The sequence below is a fragment of the Bacillus sp. AFS088145 genome (assembly GCF_002564465.1).
GTDB lineage: Bacteria > Bacillota > Bacilli > Bacillales > Bacillaceae_G > Gottfriedia.
Window position 1 is genome coordinate 482,930 of the sequence record NZ_NUUX01000013.1, and the last position, 19,659, is coordinate 502,588.

21 protein-coding genes and 1 pseudogene are annotated in these 19,659 nt (G+C 32.0%); 6 read left to right on the forward strand and 16 right to left on the reverse strand.

Annotated elements, in window-relative coordinates; translation table 11 throughout:
• Positions 1 to 236: 236 nt before the first annotated feature.
• From COI44_RS10495 to COI44_RS10505, 3 genes are all read right to left on the reverse strand, one after another.
• On the reverse strand, positions 237 to 1,274 hold the full coding sequence (locus tag COI44_RS10495) for a hypothetical protein (protein ID WP_098427873.1): 1,038 nt from the start codon (positions 1,272 to 1,274) through the stop codon (positions 237 to 239).
• A gap of 88 nt (positions 1,275 to 1,362) precedes the next feature.
• Positions 1,363 to 2,820 (reverse strand): sensor histidine kinase, encoded by a 1,458-nt coding sequence (locus COI44_RS10500; RefSeq protein WP_098427874.1) that lies wholly within the window; start codon positions 2,818 to 2,820, stop codon positions 1,363 to 1,365.
• Entirely contained in the window at positions 2,817 to 3,506 is a 690-nt protein-coding gene (locus tag COI44_RS10505) for a response regulator transcription factor (RefSeq protein WP_098427875.1), read from the reverse strand. The genes COI44_RS10500 and COI44_RS10505 overlap by 4 nt, the downstream gene beginning before the upstream one ends.
• A 535-nt stretch (positions 3,507 to 4,041) precedes the next feature.
• Here COI44_RS10505 and COI44_RS10510 point away from each other — a divergent pair.
• Positions 4,042 to 4,374: a hypothetical protein gene (locus COI44_RS10510; RefSeq protein ID WP_098427876.1), complete on the forward strand. Its 333-nt coding sequence runs from the start codon at positions 4,042 to 4,044 to the stop codon at positions 4,372 to 4,374.
• A 51-nt stretch (positions 4,375 to 4,425) separates the two neighbouring features.
• Here COI44_RS10510 and COI44_RS10515 read toward each other — a convergent pair whose 3' ends face one another.
• Complete coding sequence (locus COI44_RS10515) at positions 4,426 to 5,271, reverse strand: class I SAM-dependent methyltransferase (protein WP_098427877.1); 846 nt, start codon at positions 5,269 to 5,271, stop codon at positions 4,426 to 4,428.
• A 68-nt stretch (positions 5,272 to 5,339) separates the two neighbouring features.
• Positions 5,340 to 6,059 carry a toast rack family protein gene (locus COI44_RS10520; protein WP_098427878.1) on the reverse strand — a complete coding sequence of 240 codons (720 nt, stop codon included), beginning with the start codon at positions 6,057 to 6,059 and terminating at the stop codon, positions 5,340 to 5,342.
• A 290-nt stretch (positions 6,060 to 6,349) separates the two neighbouring features.
• Between COI44_RS10520 and COI44_RS10525 the strand changes: the two genes are divergently transcribed.
• The gene (locus COI44_RS10525) at positions 6,350 to 7,792 is read left to right on the forward strand and encodes a flavin monoamine oxidase family protein (protein ID WP_286163858.1); all 1,443 of its coding nucleotides are present in this window, start codon (positions 6,350 to 6,352) and stop codon (positions 7,790 to 7,792) included.
• 171 nt (positions 7,793 to 7,963) lie between these two features.
• Here the strand turns inward: COI44_RS10525 and COI44_RS10530 are convergent, their stop codons facing one another.
• Genes COI44_RS10530 through COI44_RS10545 form a run of 4 tightly spaced genes read right to left on the reverse strand, consistent with a single transcriptional unit; the run spans position 7,964 to position 10,634 of the window.
• On the reverse strand, positions 7,964 to 8,467 hold the full coding sequence (locus COI44_RS10530; protein ID WP_098427879.1) for a GNAT family N-acetyltransferase: 504 nt from the start codon (positions 8,465 to 8,467) through the stop codon (positions 7,964 to 7,966).
• A gap of 23 nt (positions 8,468 to 8,490) precedes the next feature.
• Positions 8,491 to 9,060: a nucleotidyltransferase domain-containing protein gene (locus tag COI44_RS10535; RefSeq protein WP_098427880.1), complete on the reverse strand. Its 570-nt coding sequence runs from the start codon at positions 9,058 to 9,060 to the stop codon at positions 8,491 to 8,493.
• A 58-nt stretch (positions 9,061 to 9,118) separates the two neighbouring features.
• Positions 9,119 to 9,382 carry a hypothetical protein gene (locus COI44_RS10540; RefSeq protein WP_098427881.1) on the reverse strand — a complete coding sequence of 88 codons (264 nt, stop codon included), beginning with the start codon at positions 9,380 to 9,382 and terminating at the stop codon, positions 9,119 to 9,121.
• A gap of 1 nt (position 9,383) precedes the next feature.
• Entirely contained in the window at positions 9,384 to 10,634 is a 1,251-nt protein-coding gene (locus tag COI44_RS10545; RefSeq protein ID WP_098427882.1) for a helix-turn-helix domain-containing protein, read from the reverse strand.
• 452 nt (positions 10,635 to 11,086) lie between these two features.
• Here COI44_RS10545 and COI44_RS10550 point away from each other — a divergent pair, with 452 nt between their 5' ends.
• Complete coding sequence (locus tag COI44_RS10550) at positions 11,087 to 11,584, forward strand: hypothetical protein (RefSeq protein ID WP_098427883.1); 498 nt, start codon at positions 11,087 to 11,089, stop codon at positions 11,582 to 11,584.
• A 238-nt stretch (positions 11,585 to 11,822) separates the two neighbouring features.
• On the opposite strand, the gene COI44_RS10555 is transcribed toward COI44_RS10550, so the two are convergent.
• The 4 genes from COI44_RS10555 to COI44_RS10570 all read right to left on the reverse strand — a co-directional run bounded on the left by COI44_RS10555 (position 11,823) and on the right by COI44_RS10570 (position 14,228).
• Positions 11,823 to 12,284 (reverse strand): hypothetical protein, encoded by a 462-nt coding sequence (locus COI44_RS10555; RefSeq protein ID WP_098427884.1) that lies wholly within the window; start codon positions 12,282 to 12,284, stop codon positions 11,823 to 11,825.
• A gap of 59 nt (positions 12,285 to 12,343) precedes the next feature.
• A complete protein-coding gene (locus tag COI44_RS10560) occupies positions 12,344 to 12,631 on the reverse strand; it encodes a hypothetical protein (protein WP_098427885.1) in 288 nt (95 codons plus the stop codon).
• A gap of 244 nt (positions 12,632 to 12,875) precedes the next feature.
• The gene (locus COI44_RS10565; RefSeq protein ID WP_098427886.1) at positions 12,876 to 13,595 is read right to left on the reverse strand and encodes a YebC/PmpR family DNA-binding transcriptional regulator; all 720 of its coding nucleotides are present in this window, start codon (positions 13,593 to 13,595) and stop codon (positions 12,876 to 12,878) included.
• A gap of 180 nt (positions 13,596 to 13,775) precedes the next feature.
• Complete coding sequence (locus COI44_RS10570) at positions 13,776 to 14,228, reverse strand: hypothetical protein (protein ID WP_098427887.1); 453 nt, start codon at positions 14,226 to 14,228, stop codon at positions 13,776 to 13,778.
• 219 nt (positions 14,229 to 14,447) lie between these two features.
• On the opposite strand from COI44_RS10570, the gene COI44_RS10575 reads away from it, so the two are divergent.
• Complete coding sequence (locus tag COI44_RS10575) at positions 14,448 to 14,969, forward strand: cupin domain-containing protein (RefSeq protein ID WP_098427888.1); 522 nt, start codon at positions 14,448 to 14,450, stop codon at positions 14,967 to 14,969.
• Positions 14,970 to 15,115: 146 nt separating this feature from the next.
• Here COI44_RS10575 and COI44_RS10580 read toward each other — a convergent pair whose 3' ends face one another.
• A complete protein-coding gene (locus COI44_RS10580; RefSeq protein ID WP_286133922.1) occupies positions 15,116 to 15,643 on the reverse strand; it encodes an SH3 domain-containing protein in 528 nt (175 codons plus the stop codon).
• 206 nt (positions 15,644 to 15,849) lie between these two features.
• On the opposite strand from COI44_RS10580, the pseudogene COI44_RS10585 reads away from it, so the two are divergent.
• Positions 15,850 to 17,403, forward strand: a pseudogene (locus COI44_RS10585) (catalase); the annotation flags it as partial.
• 191 nt (positions 17,404 to 17,594) lie between these two features.
• Positions 17,595 to 18,029, forward strand: coding sequence for an SRPBCC domain-containing protein (locus COI44_RS10590; protein ID WP_098427890.1), 435 nt, complete (start codon positions 17,595 to 17,597; stop codon positions 18,027 to 18,029).
• Between the two features lie 382 nt (positions 18,030 to 18,411).
• Here COI44_RS10590 and COI44_RS24380 read toward each other — a convergent pair whose 3' ends face one another.
• Positions 18,412 to 19,191 carry an aminotransferase class III-fold pyridoxal phosphate-dependent enzyme gene (locus COI44_RS24380; RefSeq protein ID WP_218926916.1) on the reverse strand — a complete coding sequence of 260 codons (780 nt, stop codon included), beginning with the start codon at positions 19,189 to 19,191 and terminating at the stop codon, positions 18,412 to 18,414.
• Entirely contained in the window at positions 19,133 to 19,636 is a 504-nt protein-coding gene (locus COI44_RS24385) for an aminotransferase class III-fold pyridoxal phosphate-dependent enzyme (protein ID WP_218926917.1), read from the reverse strand. The genes COI44_RS24380 and COI44_RS24385 overlap by 59 nt, the downstream gene beginning before the upstream one ends.
• Positions 19,637 to 19,659: the final 23 nt, after the last annotated feature.

The following is a 19,659-nucleotide window of genomic DNA, read 5'->3' on the forward strand; positions in this document are numbered from 1 at the left end:
GTACCTCCCCTACTACATTTAGACAAAGATTTAACATAAAATCGATCAAAATATTGATAAAGAAAACTCGTCGACTGACGAGCCTAAGCAAAGGCAGAGGCGTAGTTGCACTTTATTCCTAAAACTGGTTAACACGTCGAGTAAAGACTCCTCGCTGGCAATTTATACTTTCTTAAAGTGAAAAAAGAGAAAGTGAGCTTTTCTCTCACTTTCTATAGAAGAAACTATTTCGTTTCTTAATTTTTCAACGTTAATACATATGCCACAAATTCATTTAGATTATCTTTTAACATCACTTTAGAAACCAATATTTTTTTACCGGATGGACTCCAAGTAATTGGCCCAGCAATCTCGTCTAAATCAGTCGATAATTGTGTTATCTTTCTAGATTTGACATCAATCACGAATAATCCTCTTTCTCCCTTATCTTCCGAAATGACGGAAAAAGCTAATGTTTTGGAGTTTGGCGACCAACCTGCACCGAAAATTTGAGTTCCAGTAGCTAAAGATACGGTTTTTCTTCCATTGTCATCGGTAATAAACAACTCTCTTTTGGTTGCTGCAATTTTTCTAACAATAGCGAATTGCTTTTGATTTGGAGATGGAATAACCCATTCAACTTTTTGCTCGTTGTATTTTTTTCTTATTAAATTAACTTTATCAGAGTTAGCATCAATCTTTTTTACTTGACCATTTTGATCAGCCGAATACATTTGCTGAAAGATTGTTGAATAAATGATTGTATGATTGTCGATCCAACGTCCTTCTGTCGCAAATGCATAAATGGTATCCGGCTCTGACACTTTAACCTTCCCAGTTCCGTCAGAATTTATAATAAAACCTGTACCAGAATTTCCATCCTCTGTTTGTTTATAGAAAATATGCTTTTTATCAGGTGAAATAACGGCACCTACTTGATCATGCTCCTCGCTTGCTAATACTTTTGATTTGTTTGTGTTTAGATCATATGAGAATAAATTTATGTGATAAGTATAATCACCATTATCTGTCATTACTGATTTTGGTAATTTTGTATTGTTTTGTTCAGTTAAAATTGTATGATCATCCAACCAATCCGTCCCACGAATACCCTCAAAACGATCTATTTTCTCAAGGGCTAACTCGTTTGTTACAACCTCTTCATTTCCTGTTAATACGGTAATTTTTTTATGTTTTTTTTCAATTACTATATCTTCATTTTGACTTTGACACCCAGATATTAATAGTATTGTACTAACTAGAAAAAATACTTTAATTATGTACTTTTTAAACATCACATCACCTTCCCACATTCTTACAAATTTTATGATACGTTTAGAATGTTTCTATTATTAACATATCATGTTTCCAATTTGTAAACTTTTACTTAGCTAACGGAAATGTAATGATGAAATTTGATCCGCTACCTTCTTTCGATTCAACATGAATCGTACCATTTTGCTTTTCAATTAAATCCTTTGTTAAAGCAAGCCCTAAACCCGATCCTCCAGATTGACGAGAGCGATCTTTATTTACGGTAAAAAATGGTTCAAATATTTTATCTACTAATTCCGACGAAATACCGATACCCGTATCTGATATATTAATAACTAAACTGTTATTTTCAATCCTATTCGAAACGTTTATCTCACCATTTGTTTTATTATATTTAATAGCGTTATCTAATAAATTCATAATGATTAATGTAAAGCTTTCTTTATCAATAAGAATCTTTGCATGTTCAAAATTTGTACGGATCGATAAACCAAACTTAGTCATTTTCCCTTTCATTCTTAAACAGATATCTTCTAAAAGGGAATATACATCAACTTTTTCTTTTACAATTTCAAAGTCATATTTCTCAAGTTCTGCAAGCTTTAATATTTTTTCGACCATATCGTAAAGACGAAGTGATTCTTTCCCTATATTACTAATTGCTTCTTCTAATAATTTTGGATCATCCGAATACATGTCTAATAAATCAATATAAGCTCTAATTACAGTCAGTGGGGTTTTAAACTCATGTGTAATCGAGCCAATAAACTGCTTTTGTTGTTTTTCTAAAACTTTAAGCTTTTCAACAGCTAATTGCAGATTTTCCTTTTCTTGTTGAATGCCTTTTATATTTTTTTGAATTTCATTACTCATGTAGAAAATTGCTTGGCTTAAATAACCCAATTCATCTTTTCGACTTAAAATAGAACGGTCTGGATAGTTTCCTAATTGAATTTCCTCCGTTACTTTTCTAAGTTTTAAAATACTCATAACAAGTGAATTAAAAAAGAAATATCCTATAATAAAACTAAGAATAGTAGTGACTAAACCTATTTTAATAAACAGTTTAATTGTATTATCATAAAACTTCTGATTATTAAATAATGAATAATCGAACTGAACAACTCCAATTTGATTATTAGCATTATAAATTGGTGCAAAATAAGATAAAGTTTCACCGCTCTCCTGATATGCAATCTTACCTTTTAACGCATAACTTAAGGTATCTCCTACATCTCTTGTAGATTCTAAAGGAAGAGAATCTCCTACAACTTTTCCAGACATATTAAAAATTGTGACATGAAGACTACTAATAATCCCAATCTGTCTAGCAATTTCCCGACCATATCGCTTGAAAAAATCTTGAGAGTTTTCTGATGTTTGACTTAAATAAACTTGCTTTACATATACATTTGCTAATTTACTTTGCCTAGCAAGTGTTTCTTCAGTTTGTTTTTGCTGGTTTTGTTTAATACCTTGTAAGACTAATATACTTAATACAATGACAGTTCCGATTAATAGCATGGCTAAAAATAAGCTCGACTTAACTTTAATACTCAGTTTCATTTATTTTCACTAGATATCTTATATCCGACTCCAAAAACAGTTTGAATCAAGTGTTGATAGGAATTACCTAGCTTTTTACGTAAACGTTGTATATGAATATCGACAGTTCTCGTTCCACCGATATACTCCATTCCCCACACTAAATCTAATAATTCATCTCTGCTAAAAATTCGATCCATATTTGAAATTAATAAAACAAGAAGGTCGAACTCTTTAGGGGTTAATTCTATATTTGTTCCATCAACTGTCACTTTTCTCTGAGCAGGGATTACTTGTAGCTTGTTAATTGAAATGCTCTTTTTTTCTTCAGTTGTTGATTGTTTTTTTAATCTTCGAAGTAAAGATCTAGTTCTAGCAAGTAATTCCCTAATATCAAACGGTTTTGTTATATAATCGTCTGCTCCAAACTCTAACCCTAAAACTCGATCAATAATATCATCCTTAGCTGTAAGTAAAATAATGCCAAGTCCTTCTTTATTTCCTATTTGTTTACATAGATCCAAACCGTTCATTACAGGCATCATAATATCCGATATTAAAATATCTGGATTAAAACTTGGAATCTTATCTAATGCTTCTTTTCCATTAAATGCGTTTTCTACGATAAATCCTTCTCTACGAAATGCGTAAGTTAATGGATCTACAATACTTTTTTCATCATCTACAATTAATACTTTTCCTTGCAATTACCTCACCTAAATTCATTATTTATGTTTTTATTTTTATTTACTTAAACTTTATTTTTTGGCTTATTAATATTTTCCTTAGGAAAAATTATAGATGGCTCGGTACTGAATTACTAAACGTTTTTACTATAAATGCAAAAAATTTACAACTTGGAAACATCTTGTTCTTTTTTAACATAATCAGGATGCTATACTTTTCCTATGAATTGTTCTTTAATAAGTAGTTATATAAGGTTGAGTGGACAAATAAGACATAGTGCGAAAACCAAGCCCGTCACCCTTCCACTCGTAAAATAACTAAGGTAACGAAAGAACCTCCATTCGTTGGACATCTACCGCTGGAACTGTGGGAAGTAACGCTCGTGGAGATGAAAGGTTGCTTTCGTCACGTAATCGAGAAGCCCCCACTTCAAGCGTTACCTAAGCGGTGGGAGTGGTTCACTTCTTTGTTCTTATCATTAATTAGTTTGGACAATATTCTAGTCCTTTATCTGAAATCATACAATTAGTAATGAGTACAAATTGGAGGGATTCCATGGAAAGTTACCATATTCGAAATATGCAAGATAAATGTAATAAATATAAACTATGCCATGTAGTATTTCAAACTTCTGAGAGAGCTTTATTAGAAGGGGTTTTATTAGATAACAATTCGAGTAGCGCAGACTTACTCGTCCCAGAGGAACTCGCCGCACCCGAATCGCGTTATTTTGAAGTAAGACAAAGTGGAGGCGAAACTTTTCGCCCTAGATACCGAGTCTATAAAAAGGTCACTGTACCACTTTCTTCAGTTGCAGCAATCTATTTGTATCCGCATTACTACCCAAGTTATCAATATATTTATCAAAGAAATTATCATCCTCAATAGTAAAAAAAGCATCTAGAATATAGATGCTTTTTCATTTTAGATTTTGAAGTTTTATTCCGCTAAAAATGCAAATATCGATAAAGGTTTGATTTCATTAGAAGTAATAGACTCTTCTAGCATTTTTACTTCTGATCGAATTAGTCCATTTAATTTACTAGGCATATTCTCAATATTATTGAGTTCAATATCGATATCTCCCAAAGTCTTATTAATCTCCCATCTAGCATCATGTAATTTTGGCGAGAATATAGATGTTTCATTTTTTACGTTCCATCCTGAAACTTCACATATATTTTTAATATCATTTGGCGTAAAAAGGGTGCGAATGTTTGATTCACTATTTTGTTTTAATGACTCATACTGAGCTTGAATTAAAATAGATAATAAATGTGGGTATTGCTCAATTGAGCTAATTCTTGTATCCCATTCGGCAAAGCATAATTTTTTGCCCAATTTTTTAATCTTTTTTAAGACATCAATAAATTCTTCATGTGATTTTAAGTACCACGAACAGTGAGACATAACAATATAATCAAACTCATTTTCATGGAAATCAACAGTTGGTGATAATATGTCAATTTCAAAATCCATCTTTAATTGTTTACCTAAATGCGATTGTAATAGGAAGTCTGCTGAATCTCCTAATGAAATTGGACTTCCGTATGTTCGTGGGCCAATATCGATTCCATGAACTAATCCATTTTCCCCGACAATATATGCTAAAACGGCAGTCGTATCGCCTTGGCCACAGCCTATTTCTAATACTTTACTTCCTTTTTCTATATTCCAAAACTCAACTAATTTAAAACGATGTTCTGTTTGAATTCTTTGTATATCAGACATCCCCTTACCTGATGCCATACAATCGATAACTGATTCAACTGCATCTTTTAGCATTAAATCCCTCCTTAGAGATAAAAATTTTTATGAAACTATTTTTCTATTACTTTCAATTTGATTTTATATTAATCTAATTTAAAGTTTACCTCTCCTACACCTAAATCCATATTTATTGTTAATTTAACATCAGCGTTTTCGTACGCTTCATTAACATAAACACCATTTCCTTTCGAAATTAAATCGGCTACATTTGCCTTTCCAATCCCCTTACTTAAATTGATCTTTACCCCCACATCAGAAGGTAACACGATGGTCGTTTTCCCAACCCCTGTTTCAATATTTGCTTCGAAGCTTTTATGCCAGCTTCCACCTAAATTAACATTAAGCTCTCCGACACCAGCTTCTATCTCTAATTCGTTTAAATTCAGTCCACGTAAATCAAGATTTGTTTTTGATGCGCCAGTATTAACATCTAAATCAATCGGAAGTTTATTTGAGAGCTTCAAATTCCATTCATTCTTTAATTTACCAATTTTCACTTTTGAAAAATGCTTTTTAGATTGGTTAATTCTTACTTCTCCCGAGGAATCTTTAAGCTTATATGATACATCTGGATTCAAATATTTATTGTTATATTCAATTGTTCCGTCTACCCAATTTTTTGTACCTTTTGAAACGTTCATGACTCCAGCACCTAGATCTAAACTAACATCCAATTTTTTAGCTTGATCTTTATGAATAGAAACAGTTTCTTCTTTTACCTTTTCATTGTTAAAAATAGCACAACTAGTAAGTACGAATACCGAGGTAATGATTAATAAAGCAGACATAATAATTTTTTTCATTTTTTAACCTCCAATTAAAAACTTCTAATAATCACATTTTATGGAAATTAAAAAATCTAGATAACATCCTGCAGTATCAATCCGTCTACGACCAAAGTATGAAAGTAACTAAAGTACGAGATATCCATTAATAATTATTAGATTTTTTGACAGCATTCTCCTTTAATTGTTTATAAAAAGATGAATAATTCCAACTGAAACTAGCTATTCCTTCATATTCAAATCAATTTACATACGTTTTCTTGAATGCGAATAAAATGTTATGAAGGAATTGTAAAGGAGGAGAATATATGACAAGTTCTCCACTAACAACTGATCAAATGATTTCAATCATTCAAAACGGCCTTAGAAAAACTGAATCCTCAAAAAAAGTAATGATCGTAGGCGCTGGAATGGCTGGTTTGACGGCAGCTTCATTATTAAAGGATGCAGGACACCATGTCACAATTATTGAGGCAAATGCTCGAATTGGAGGTCGTGCTTATACTTTGCGTGCACCGTTTAGTGATGGGTTATATTTAAATGCTGGTCCATTACGAATCCCAAATGTCCATCATTTAACTTTAGAGTATATTAGAAAATTCAATTTACCAGTAAATGAATTTATTAATGAAACACCAAACGATATCATTTATGCAAATGGAATAAAAACGAATCAAGCTAACTATAAAAGCAATCCCGACATATTAAATTATCCAGTAGCACCAAACGAAAAAGGAAAAACTTCAGATGTGTTAATGGATCAAGCATTGCAGCCATTTATCAATTTTATTAATCAAAATCCATTAACTAATTGGGAGATAGTCGAAAAAAGGTACGGTAATATTTCATTTGGTTCTTTTTTAAATTCATACTTTTCAGTTGGCGCTGTTGATATGATTGGGGTGCTCCTTGATTTTGAAGCATTTATGGGAATGTCCTTTTTAGAAGTATTAAGGGAACAGGTCGTTTTTAAATCAGCAACGAAATTTTATGAAATAACAGGAGGAATGGATCTATTACCAAAAGCGTTTCTTCCTCAATTAAAGGATAATATACTATTAAATCAGAAACTGACTAAAATTATTCAAAATGGTAATTCCCTAACAATCCAAATATCTGACAATAAAACCTCAAACCAATACATTAAGAACGCAGATCTTGCCATCATAGCTATACCATTTTCACTATTAAGATTTGTGGAAATTGAACCATTCCATTCGATTTCTTATTACAAGCGAAAAGCAATTCGCGAAATAAACTACCTGTCTGCAACAAAAATTGGAATTGAGTTTAAAAGTAGATTTTGGGAAAAATATGGTCAATTCGGTGGTATGTCTACAACCGATTTACCTACCAGACTTTCACTCTATCCTAGTACTGGAATTGGCACCTCAGGTCCAGCTGTTGTCAATGCAAGCTATACGTGGGCAGATGAGGCGCTAACATTAAGTGCCTTAACTGAAGAAGAACGTATTCAATATGCTTTACGGGACTTGTCTAAAATTTGGGGGAACCAAGTTTATTCTGAATTTGTAACTGGAACATCCTTTAGCTGGAGTCAAAATCCATTTTCTGTTGGTGCCTTTACATTTTTTGAACCGGGGCAAGAGGAAGAACTGAATTCTTATATTTCTTCTCCTGAAGGCAGATTGCACTTTGCAGGTGAGCATACTTCTCGTTCTCACGCTTGGATTCAAGGTGCTATTGAGTCTGGGATACGGGCTGCTAATGAGGTTAATAGAATATACTAAACTACTTAAAAGTAAAAAAGACCGGGTAATCACTGCCCGGTCCGATTTTTTTCTACAAATATTTTTCATTTTTACTTTACTCATTTAATAAACTTGCTCATATCATACGTTTTTTTCAAGTCTGTTTAACTTTCCAACTCGAAACCTGATGTTTTGCAATTACAACAATTATTATTGAATCGGACCATCTGGCCTAAATCGACACATCATAATTTCATCAACAAAGCGGCCATTAGCTTTTATATTCCCTCTTTTCACTCCTTCAACTTTAAACCCAAACTTTTCATATAACGCTTGTGCCTTAGGATTTGTCTCCAATACTCCTAGCTCTACTCTCTCTATCATTAACCAATGATCTGCTAAATCTAATACTTTCGTAAGCAAAGCTTTTCCAATTCCTTTATTATGATGATTTCCATCAGTTGCGATAAATAAATCTCCTACATGAGACCTGCGACCTGTCCTTTGCACTAAACCAACTAACCCTACTACATCTCCATTACATTCTGCGACATATTCAAATTCGTTTGCTTGTAAGTTTCTAATTCTATTTTCCATCACGTCTACTCGCATACTAGGTAGAAATATCATATATGGAAAAACATTTTCCTGGGTGCATATACGATGAAGTGCCTTAGCATCATTTATTTCTACTGGTCTAATCAATACTTCCAACTATACTCACTCCTACAACTTTTTTAGATTAAATCTTCAAGCCATTCATGATTAGATTGATGGATCAAGATAGCATCACGTAACCATGCTTTTTGTGAAAGGTTTAAATAATCTTTCACGTTTTTAAAGTCCTGATGATCCTTTTCTCTTGTATTTTTAACCTTATATAAAAGCACTATTTCTGGATTCAAATAAGGAATCCCTTCATTTGTAACACGATAAAATGAGTCAAGCTTACAAGTAATTGTTTCATCTCTTCTAAACTTCCAATCATTTAACTCGATTTCATTTAATAATACTTCTAATTCATCTTTCGTCTTATCATGTTTGCCATGTATTTCATGAATAGGAAGTTCTAAATATTCATTCTCCCAGGTTGATAATTCTCCTTTAATGACTTTATTAAACATCCAATTATGTAAATATTCTTTAAGATATAGTTGATCCTTACGCGCAATGGCGATTTCAATATCATGGTGATTTCTCGTTTGTTTTTCTAAGAAAAGGTCAATTGCCCATCCACCAGCTATATACCATCCTTTATTAAAACCCTTCATTCGTTTATTTATTTTATAACATTGTTCAAAAGACATTTACCTACCTCCTAATTAAAAAAGTACCACACAAAATGTATGATACTTATTAATGGATTTATTTAGTTCTAATAAATAATAATTTTTCTACCTTAGGATGAATTGGCTCATCTGCATAAGAACGATTTGATCGATCATATGGTTTACACCCTTCATCTGTAGACTCGCTTTGAACAATACCATCCGAATAAAGTTGTGTTCCTGAATTATCTGAAACAATTGAGGTCTCCGAACCATCAGAAACTAATTTAGGACCGTAATTAATAGATAGTACAGTGAACAAACACAATATTGTTATAATGTTGGATAGTCTTTTCATCATGTTATTTCCTACTTTCGATAATTTTTAATAGAGTACTATTGTATTCTTTATATAACATGTTTTGTTTTTCTAACGATTCGTGTTTTTCATAGTAATCTGTAACAACATCATAGTATTTGATTAATTTTTCATGATCATTGGTTTGAACCCATAATGGCAAGCCAACTTCACGTAAATATGTAACTAAATTTGCTTCGTCCTTTTTTGCCTCTAGTAATAAAACCTTCATTCGAATATAAGATGCACTATTTTTATCCTTTATTTTGGAGAGATTCTTACATAACAACTTAGTAGCCGTCTCGTAATCATTCATGATCATCATATTATTCGCTATATTTGAAATGACTAAAAAATACTCTTCAGTATCCTCCTGTATATTAGATAAATAGTCTTGATAATACTTTATTGCTTTTTTATGTTGATGAGAATGATAGTATAAATAGCCTAAATTATGTAAAGCACTCATATGTATTGTTTTATCACTTAATATAACAGAAGAATCTAGTATTTCAATTAGAAATTGCTCGGCTCGATCTAAAAACTTGCTCTTAATTAATTGAAGTGAAAGTAACATTTTTGCATCAAGGATCCGTTTAATATTATTATTTTGTAGAAAAATAGGAATTGCTTTATTGCAAAAATACATAGATAAGGAAGTCTGATTAATAAAGCTATATACTAAAGCTCTATAGAAGCAATATTCCTGGAAATCGATCTCGAGGTTTGGCGTAATTTCTTGTACTTCATCCATTACTAGAAGAGAGTCATTATATCTTTTTTCTTTTATGTAATATATTGATAGTGTAAACAAATATTTTATCGTTTCATATTGGGAAAATTTCTTCTTTTTTGCCTCAAGTTGTTTCCATTTTTTCTTTGCCATTTTGAGATCTTCTATAAAAATATAATATCTCCAAATTGTAATACAAAAATCATTTGATATATTAGTATAATTTATACTTTCCTCTTTACCTATCAGTTCTTCAAACAGTATTTTACTAGAATCATAGTCAGCTCGTTCTATTGAATTCCATAATCGTTTAAGTTGACCAGTCACTTCATCTATACTATCACTTTCATCTATTTCAACTCTCATCTTTTTTAAAAGCAATTCAATCGTTTCTATACCAGCCTCTTTTGTACCGTTTTCAATTTTACTTAAATGCGAAACAGAGCATATTCCTTCGCATAATTTCTCCTGGGTCCATCCTAATTTTTTTCGATGATGAAAGATCATCATGCCATAATCCATAATAAAATCTCCTGTTCGCCTTTATTTAAAATAGATATTTATATGACTAGAAACTATTAATTTCTTATATTAATATTTTTAATTTTCTCTTAATAATTAAATTTTATTAGATTTTCCGAAACATTAATATACTTTTTCGATTTTTTTCAGACAAATTATATTCAAAAAATTTTCCCAATACAAAAAAGTCAAACAGAATGGTATGATTTTAGTACAAGCAATTAAACGATACTAACGGCTAATAACTTCATTAGTATTTTTTAAATGCACCCCCATTTAATAACCAGTTTTAAAGCAAGATGTAATCATTACATCTTGCGATTTTTTTGATTAAAGCTATTTTTATTTCTATAAATAATTTAAATATAGTTTTTAGTTTTCAAGCCACCAAGAACTTTAATAAATTTAAGCTAGTAATCTTCCAAATTAATTTATATTCGTAGAGGTCCCATATGACAAAAAAACCACTCACATTATATTTGGTAATTTTTGGAATAACCATCATTATTATATTAACATTAAAACTATCTATTGAAAAAGAAAAACAGAAGAGATTGGACGATGAAGCGTCTACAGAATTAATAATTGAACAAAATGTTCAAAATTCTGTAAGAAACTACATTACAGCTTTAAAGTGGAATGATGTTGAGATTTATAACTCTCTTGTAGTAGATTCATTAAAAATCAGCAATCACTCTTACTACTTTACTAAGATAATGTCTAACGTAATTGATGCAAAATTCATCGGTGATAATTTATCTGTCATTCATTTAAATAAGAAAGATCATAATACTACGGTAAGTATAAAATACGAAATAGCATTTGTTGACGGGATAAAGCCTGAAGGAAAATATAAAAACGGTAGAAATATATGTAATGTAACAATGGATCTTGTTAAAATAAAAAATAAATGGATCATTTCAAGTATTTATGATTTAAAAGTTATCTAAATAAAAATACGTTCTCAATAAAGACCGTGAAAATGAAGAAAATCCACTAGGTAAAAATTTTCCTTGTGGTTTTTTTATGTATTCAATTTTTTTCCTGCCTTAATCTATGCATTTTCGCAAAGAAACTTTATACAAAAAAGGAGGTCTCAAAAGTACTCTGACTTTGAGATCTCCTTTATAAGTCATCTGTAGTTTCTTTCCTTCCAAAACAATAAGCCTAATTACATAACATAAATGATTAAATTGTATCTAAATCTTTCAGCACCATATCTTTACTTTCTTCAAACTTTATATCTTTTACATATTCATACGCTTTAGTTTTAGCAGCTAAGCTTTCTGGAGTCTGATTTAGTTTTGCATAAGCTCTTGATAAAGCCTCATATGCATATGCAATGTAAAACGGCTCTACCTCTGCTTCTAAACTAATCTTGACACATTTTTCTGCATAATCTAAAGCCGTTTCACCTTTCCCTATAACAGCATATACTCGTGATAATTGCCAATAACCAATTGATATATTTCTTGGTGTATGGCTCTCTACTTTTGTCCAATGCCAAAAAGAGCTATGACATAAATGAACCATTTCTTCTGTTTCACTTTGAGATCTATTTTCTAATTCAAGTAGATCCCACACTTTATTAAAACATGAAGCAGCAAGCTCCCTATGAGTGAAGCTATTTTGTTTAATCGTCTCTTCCATAATTTTCTCCTCCATTAATACAATCAAGAATATGTATTACCTCAAATCTAGGTATAATTTTATTCACATACCGAGTTTGAGTCAGCATCACAGCTAACTTTGGTTTCAAAGCCTGTTGAGCTATTTTTAATTTGAATAACTGCATTTCTTCGTAGCTCTTCTAACTTCAATCCTTTTTCCCCAACCGATTGTTCATAATAATTTATTTCTAGTTCTTGTCGCTCATCAGCATTAGCATTAAAGCTCATTAAAATACCTACTGGAGTTGCTAAAACTAACAAAAATACACCAATTCTAAGAGCCGCGTACTTAAATGCTTTGTACCCGTTTTTTATTATTTTATCCATATGTATAGATCCCCTCAAATTGAATATAATATTCGAAATTCTTTAGCAATTATTAACTAACAATACTATTCTCTGTACTATTCATATTTTCCTGTTTTCCACTTATGGATCATAAAAATTCTATGAGCAATCCGGACAAAATGGTTAATTTAAAGTAACAAAAAACGCCTCCATACAGATGAAAATTAATTCATCTATATGAACGCGTTTATCTTAATTCATTATATTTATTGTTGCTAAACTTCTATTCACCTAAATCTACATTGTGGTAAACACGTTGAACATCTTCTATATCTTCAAGAACGTCTAACATTTTTTCGAACTTTGCAAGACCATCTTCTGGAAGAGTGATGTCACTTTGCGCTAACATTGTTAATTCAGCTACTGTAAACTCCGTAATACCTACGTTTTTAAACGCTTCTTGTATTGCATAGAATTGGTCTTGATCAGCATAAACAATAACAGCGTCTTCTTCTTCTAAAATATCGCGAACATCAACATCTGCTTCCATTAAGATTTCAAGAACTTCATCAGAAGTTTTACCTTCAAGTCCAATTACAGCCGTTGCATCGAACATATATGATACTGAACCTGTTACACCAAGGTTACCACCGTTTTTACTAAATGCAGCACGAACCTCTGCAGCTGTACGGTTTACATTATTAGTAAGTGCATCAACAATTACCATTGATCCATTTGGTCCGAAACCTTCGTAGCGAAGTTCATCAAAGCTTTCTTCAGAACCGCCTTTTGCTTTTTCAATCGCACGATCAACAATATGTTTCGGTACACTATAGGTTTTCGCACGCTCTAGTACAACTTTTAAAGCTTGGTTTGATTCTGGATCCGGCTCCCCTTGCTTCGCTGCTACATATATTTCACGTCCAAACTTTGCATAAATACGACTAGTATTTGCATCTTTTGAAGCTTTCTTCTCTTTAATATTATTCCATTTACGACCCATCTTGTTCCACTCTCTTTCAACTTTAAATCTACGTTTAATTTACTATGTATTTGACTTTCGCCAAACATTTACCATTTAATATTATACCTCATTTATACTTTTTTTCGAAATTAATCGTTACTAAAAATTAGTGGAAATAAAAAAACATTACTTCTAATTTTTGAAGTAATGCCTTTATCTTTATATAACCTTTACTTTTATCAAATAAGTAAAATAATTATTCCCCTTCCAAATACCTTTAACTTCATATATTCTTTCCCCTTTTTTAGCTCCAAGTTGGAATGAGTAACTCCCGTAATTATCTAAATTATGGTCATAAATATATGATTTTTTTGTCCCAGTGTACTCCAATATTTCAACATTTTCGGGTTGTTCCGAAAAATAAATCTTTAAAAGATCACCTTCGAAAGCTGGAATAGCTACTTCTTCTTTAATATTTTTAAATGTAGCATTTTTTGATTTATCTTTATCTAATAATTTCCCCCAAGAATAATTTGCTATTTTATAAGGAATTGTTTTATCTGCTAGCACAAATTTAACTTCCGGTTTTTCATCTTTAGACAAAATTGTTTGGTTAATAATAATCGAAATCGTAAAAATTGCCACTAAATATAAGATCCCTTTTTTAAACATCGAACTTTTCGCTCCATATTTTTTCATTTAATAATTTTAATGTAATCTATTTTTATTAAATTGTATATTGGGAAAATTCTGCACTTTCTTTAAAAATGTTCCATCAATTAATTTATAATACTCGCCTTTTTAAAATGAGATAATTTACAACATATTTTTCATAGAAATAACAAAAATTAAGGTAATATATTGGGAGTAGTAATAGAAAGGATTGATTAAATGTATAACAATAATCCAGAATATTGGATTTCTAAACTCGGACTAGTAGCACATCCAGAAGGGGGATATTACAAATCTACCTATCAATCAAAAGAGCAAATATCGGACCGTGAATTAACGGTAAATTATGGTGATCATAGATTGCTTTACACTAGTATCTATTTTTTACTACAATCACATGATATTTCTCATTTTCACAGATTAAAGTCTGATGAATTATGGTATTTCCATGCAGGCAGTTCATTAACGGTTCATGTTATACATGAGAATGGTCAATACGAAGAAATAAAATTAGGACTTAATTTAGAAAATGGAGAAGTTCCTCAATATTTAGTACCTAAAAATTCGATTTTCGGTTCATCAGTTATGGAAGAAAATACTTTTTCATTAGTAGGCTGTATGGTTTCACCTGGATTTGATTTTAAGGACTTTGAATTATTTACTCAAGAGCAATTACATAATAAATACCCTGAACATAAAGAGATTATTAATAAGTTAGCTTATAAGGTACTTCCTTTTTAGGTCAAAATAAAGAAAGTGAGCTTGCTTTGCTCACTTTCTTTTTTGGGGGAATAGGTTAATGAAACAACTAACTCAGAGTTAAGGTAATCTTTTTTTTATCGTATTTCACTGGAATTCCTTTTATTATTAGTTCTAGCAATTTGTCGTTACTTCATATTTAAATAACTAGTACTCACAAATCCTTTTTTACCATTGTAAGAAACGATTGCCCAATTATAATCGATTTGAGTTTTCCCTTCAGTTTGATAGCCAAGGAAGCTGACTTTTGCCCCTTTAGGAATTACCGTAAGAATTTTATTTTTTGTACTAGGACCGCTTCGTAAATTTAAATTAGCTTTTGTTGTAACAGTAGTCGGTACTTTTTGTAAGTATTTGGTACTTACATAAGCTATACCATTTTTAGTAGTTGTTGTTTTAATTTGCGCCCAGCTAGCATTATAGTATTTTACAATCTCAATTTGATCTTTCTTTCTTAAAGTGTCTACTACTTTTGAACTTGTATTTGGAGCACTTCTGACGTTTAATACACTTGCAGTTACTTCATATACACTAATCGGAGCATTTAAAACCGCTGCACTAGCATGTGTCGGCACGGCTGTTACACCATTTGAAACTAATAATGCGCCAGATAAGGCCATAGTTGATACAAAAGCTTTTAATAATTTTTTCTTCATTTTAAATTCCTCCTCTCACTTTACTTCTTAATAATATTGAATCAATGTTTCAAAATTGGTCATGAGATGTATCTAAATTGTAAACTTTTCAATTGTACTGATCCGATACATCTAACAGGAAAAATTTGCATATCGTTCCAAATTTATGGACACTCTAAATTTTGTATTTGTATGAATGGAGGAAAATTATGGATAACCAACCGAATAATGAGGAAATATTGACGAATCGGCAAGGCCATCCAGTAACAGATAATCAAAACATAAGAACCGTTGGTAATCGGGGACCAACAACTTTAGAAAACTATGACTTTCTTGAAAAAATCTCACATTTTGATCGTGAACGAATTCCAGAACGTGTTGTGCATGCTCGTGGAGCCGGTGCACAGGGATATTTCGAAGCCTATGGAAAAGTAGGCGTTCACGCAATTTCTAAATATACTAGAGCAAAATTATTTCAAGAGAAGGGGAAAAAAACACCTGTGTATGTTCGATTTTCCACAGTTGTAGGTGGTGGACATTCTCCTGAAACTTTACGTGATCCACGTGGTTTCGCTACAAAGTTTTATACTGAAGATGGAAATTGGGATTTAGTCGGTAATAATTTAAAAATCTTTTTTATTCGTGATCCTTTAAAATTTCCAGATATGGTTCACTCATTTAAACCAGATCCAGTAACAAACCTTCCTGATCCTGAAAGAATGTTTGACTTTCTTCATCTAACACCAGAATCCACTCATATGGTTACATTTCTCTTTTCACCATGGGGAATTCCAGCTAACTATCGACAAATGCAAGGGTCCGGTGTTAATACATATAAGTGGGTAAACAAAGATGGCGAGGCAGTTCTTATTAAATACCACTGGGAACCGCTAAAACAAGAAATAAAAAATTTATCACAACGCGAAGCAGATGAAATCCAATCTACAAATTATAATCATGCAACTCAAGACCTTTACGAAGCTATTGAGAAAGGTGATTATCCAGAATGGGAATTATGTGTACAAATCATGAGTGATGATGAGCATCCGGAGCTTGATTTTGATCCACTTGATCCTACAAAACTATGGGATCCAGAAAAGTTTCCTTTTTTACCAGTTGGAAAAATGGTATTAAATAAAAATCCAGAAAACTATTTTGCAGAAGTCGAACAAATTGCATTTGGGACAGGCGTTCTAGTTGACGGATTGGATTTTTCAGATGATAAATTACTTCAAGGTCGTACTTTTTCGTACTCAGATACACAACGATATCGAGTTGGAACAAATTACTTACAACTACCAGTTAATTCACCAAAAAATCATGTAGCAACAAATCAACGTGATGGACAAATGGAATATAAAGTTGACGCTGCGCCAGGTCAAAACCCACATGTGAACTATGAACCTTCATCACTAGGTGGTTTAAAAGAAGCGCCAAAGAATGGAAAAGATCATGAACCTTCTTACAATAATAAGTTAGTACGACAAAAAATTGACCGACCTAACGACTTTATCCAAGCTGGCAATACTTACCGTGCTTTCGACGAAACTGAAAAAAGTGAACTAATTTCAAATTTAGTAGATGCACTAAAAGTTTGTAAGCCTCATATCCAAGAAACGATGGTTGGTTATTTTACAAAAGCTGATGAAGAATACGGACGCAGAGTGCGCGAAGGTTTAGAAAAAGCGAATAGTAATCGAACTGAACACACTAGCACCGAAGCAGCTGATGTCGCGTCTGACAAAGGCAAAAACATGGGTCATGAATCGGATCGGTATTAAAATTATCAATTGGGATAGGCAGATGCCTATCCTTTTTAGCGTAATAGTTTATTATTGATTAGTTAAAATTAAAAGAATATTATCTGAATATTACGACTCAATATTCACATTTAAAAGATAAAAGTTTAAAATAAGTTTGTAAGGACAATGTTGATACATATGAAACTAATTGAGAGTGGGCTGATACTTAAATGAATAATGTGACTAAGTTTAATATTTTCAAACCAGCAAAAGACATATTTGAGGCATTTGTTGATCCAACTAAAATAGGTAACTTTTGGTTTTCTTCTAGCTCTGAACGATGGGAAGAAGGAAAAGTCATTACCTTAAAATACGATCTTTACAATGCAGAAGGTAAAATTAAAATCATCGAAGTTGAGGCAAATAAGAAGATTGTGTTTGCTTGGGGACCTACAGAAGAAGGAAATATCGTAACGATTACATTAAATGAACAAGATCAAAATAACACAATTATTGAAGTGGTGGAAGAAGGCTTTAGTGAAAGCAACCCAGAATATGTTCATCATTTAATCGATAATAAAGAAGGCTGGGTATTTATGCTTAGCTGTTTAAAATGTTATTTAGAATTTGGTGTAACTAAGTTAAGAGGCGGATTAGTGAAATAATTTTAAAATAATACGATAGTCCATGGGGTTTGGCCCATAAGTTAGGTTAACTGGCTCATGGGTGCCCTCATTTTAATTATAAATAGAATGTATCATGGTTCGGAATTCTGTAGCCATATCTTAGAGGGGGGGTATCTCTGGGGTACTTACCATTTGTAGTTGAACTAATTGATTTTTTCATAGATCATTTGCTGATTTTTATTCGGTTTAGTTACTTATTTGCAGCACCAGAAATTATTTGCGATTCTCAGATTTTATTTGTCGCTGCCCATTTTGTTCCATCAAAAAAAGTATAGCTAATCTCATATGCTGAATATTAGCTACACTTATAAGAATTAACTAGATCTCTTCAAGCCTTCTTCAAGAAGTTCCACAGCAAACTCTAACTCATTTTTTTAACAATTAAAGGAGGATGCCATGTTATGCAATTGCCTCCCGAAAGCTTAAAAGAAAACCCATTATTTAAACAAAAATAAAGAATTTTTTCAGCTAATTCATCATTCTTTTCCTTTGTTTCACGAGACTTGACTAGGTCAATAGAAATTAATAATCCGGCAACTCGAATATCGCCAATCTTCTCATACTGATCATACAGTTCAACTAGCTTTGTTTTTACAAATTCGGATTGCACTCGGCAATTCTCTTCCAATTTGTAGTCATCTATATACTCTATCGTTGAACAAATCGCTGCACAACCGAGTGTTGGTTTCTCATGTGTATAATGCCCAAGCGATATTTCTTCGGCGACATCGTATTTTGTATGAGTTAGTACAGCCGCTTGAGGTATTACCGCTCCACCTAGCCCTTTTCCTAGAACTAGAATATCTGGCTCAATCTCAAAGTTTTGATGAACATAAAATGTACCACTTCTCATTAAGGCTGTCGGAACTTCATCAAATATTAATAGAATGCCATGTCGATCGCATTTTTCTCTTAGTCTCTTAAAATAAGAATTTGGTGGGATATGTGTATCAGTTGCCCCAATTGGTTCTAATAGAAATGCACCAATTTCTCCTTCATGCTCAATCATATATTCGATATGCTCTAAGCAAAAATTCGCTACTTCTTCATGCGAATCACTTTTTAATAGATTACGATATCCATTAAAAGGAATTGCTTTTAAAGTACCAGGCATAAGTGCCCATATCCTTTTTAAAGACATATTCTCCTCCAACTGAAATTGCATCTAAACCAGCTCCATGGAATGATTCCCACATTGAGATGACTTTATGACGCCCAGTTGCCTTTCGCACAATTTTAAGGGCTAATCCGACAGCTGCACTTCCAGATGGAGTAAATAGAACCTTGTAATCTTTTGAAGTTGTTTTATTTACTAATGCATTAGCTGCCTTAATGACAATCTCAGATGTAAACCTTCTTGGAATAAATGGGAGTTCATCAACTTGTCTTTTGATTGCATCAACCACATATGGATTATTATATCCAACTTGATGTGAACTATTTCCATGAAATTCTAAATATTTGTTCCCATTAGCATCGACTATTCCATTAAGACAAGGCGTAGACATTGATTGTCTTACAAAAACCCTCTCATCCTCTTGAATGACATCTCTACTAATTTGATTTAATTGATCCATCCATTCCATGCGAAGAGGGCCCTGAGTTAATA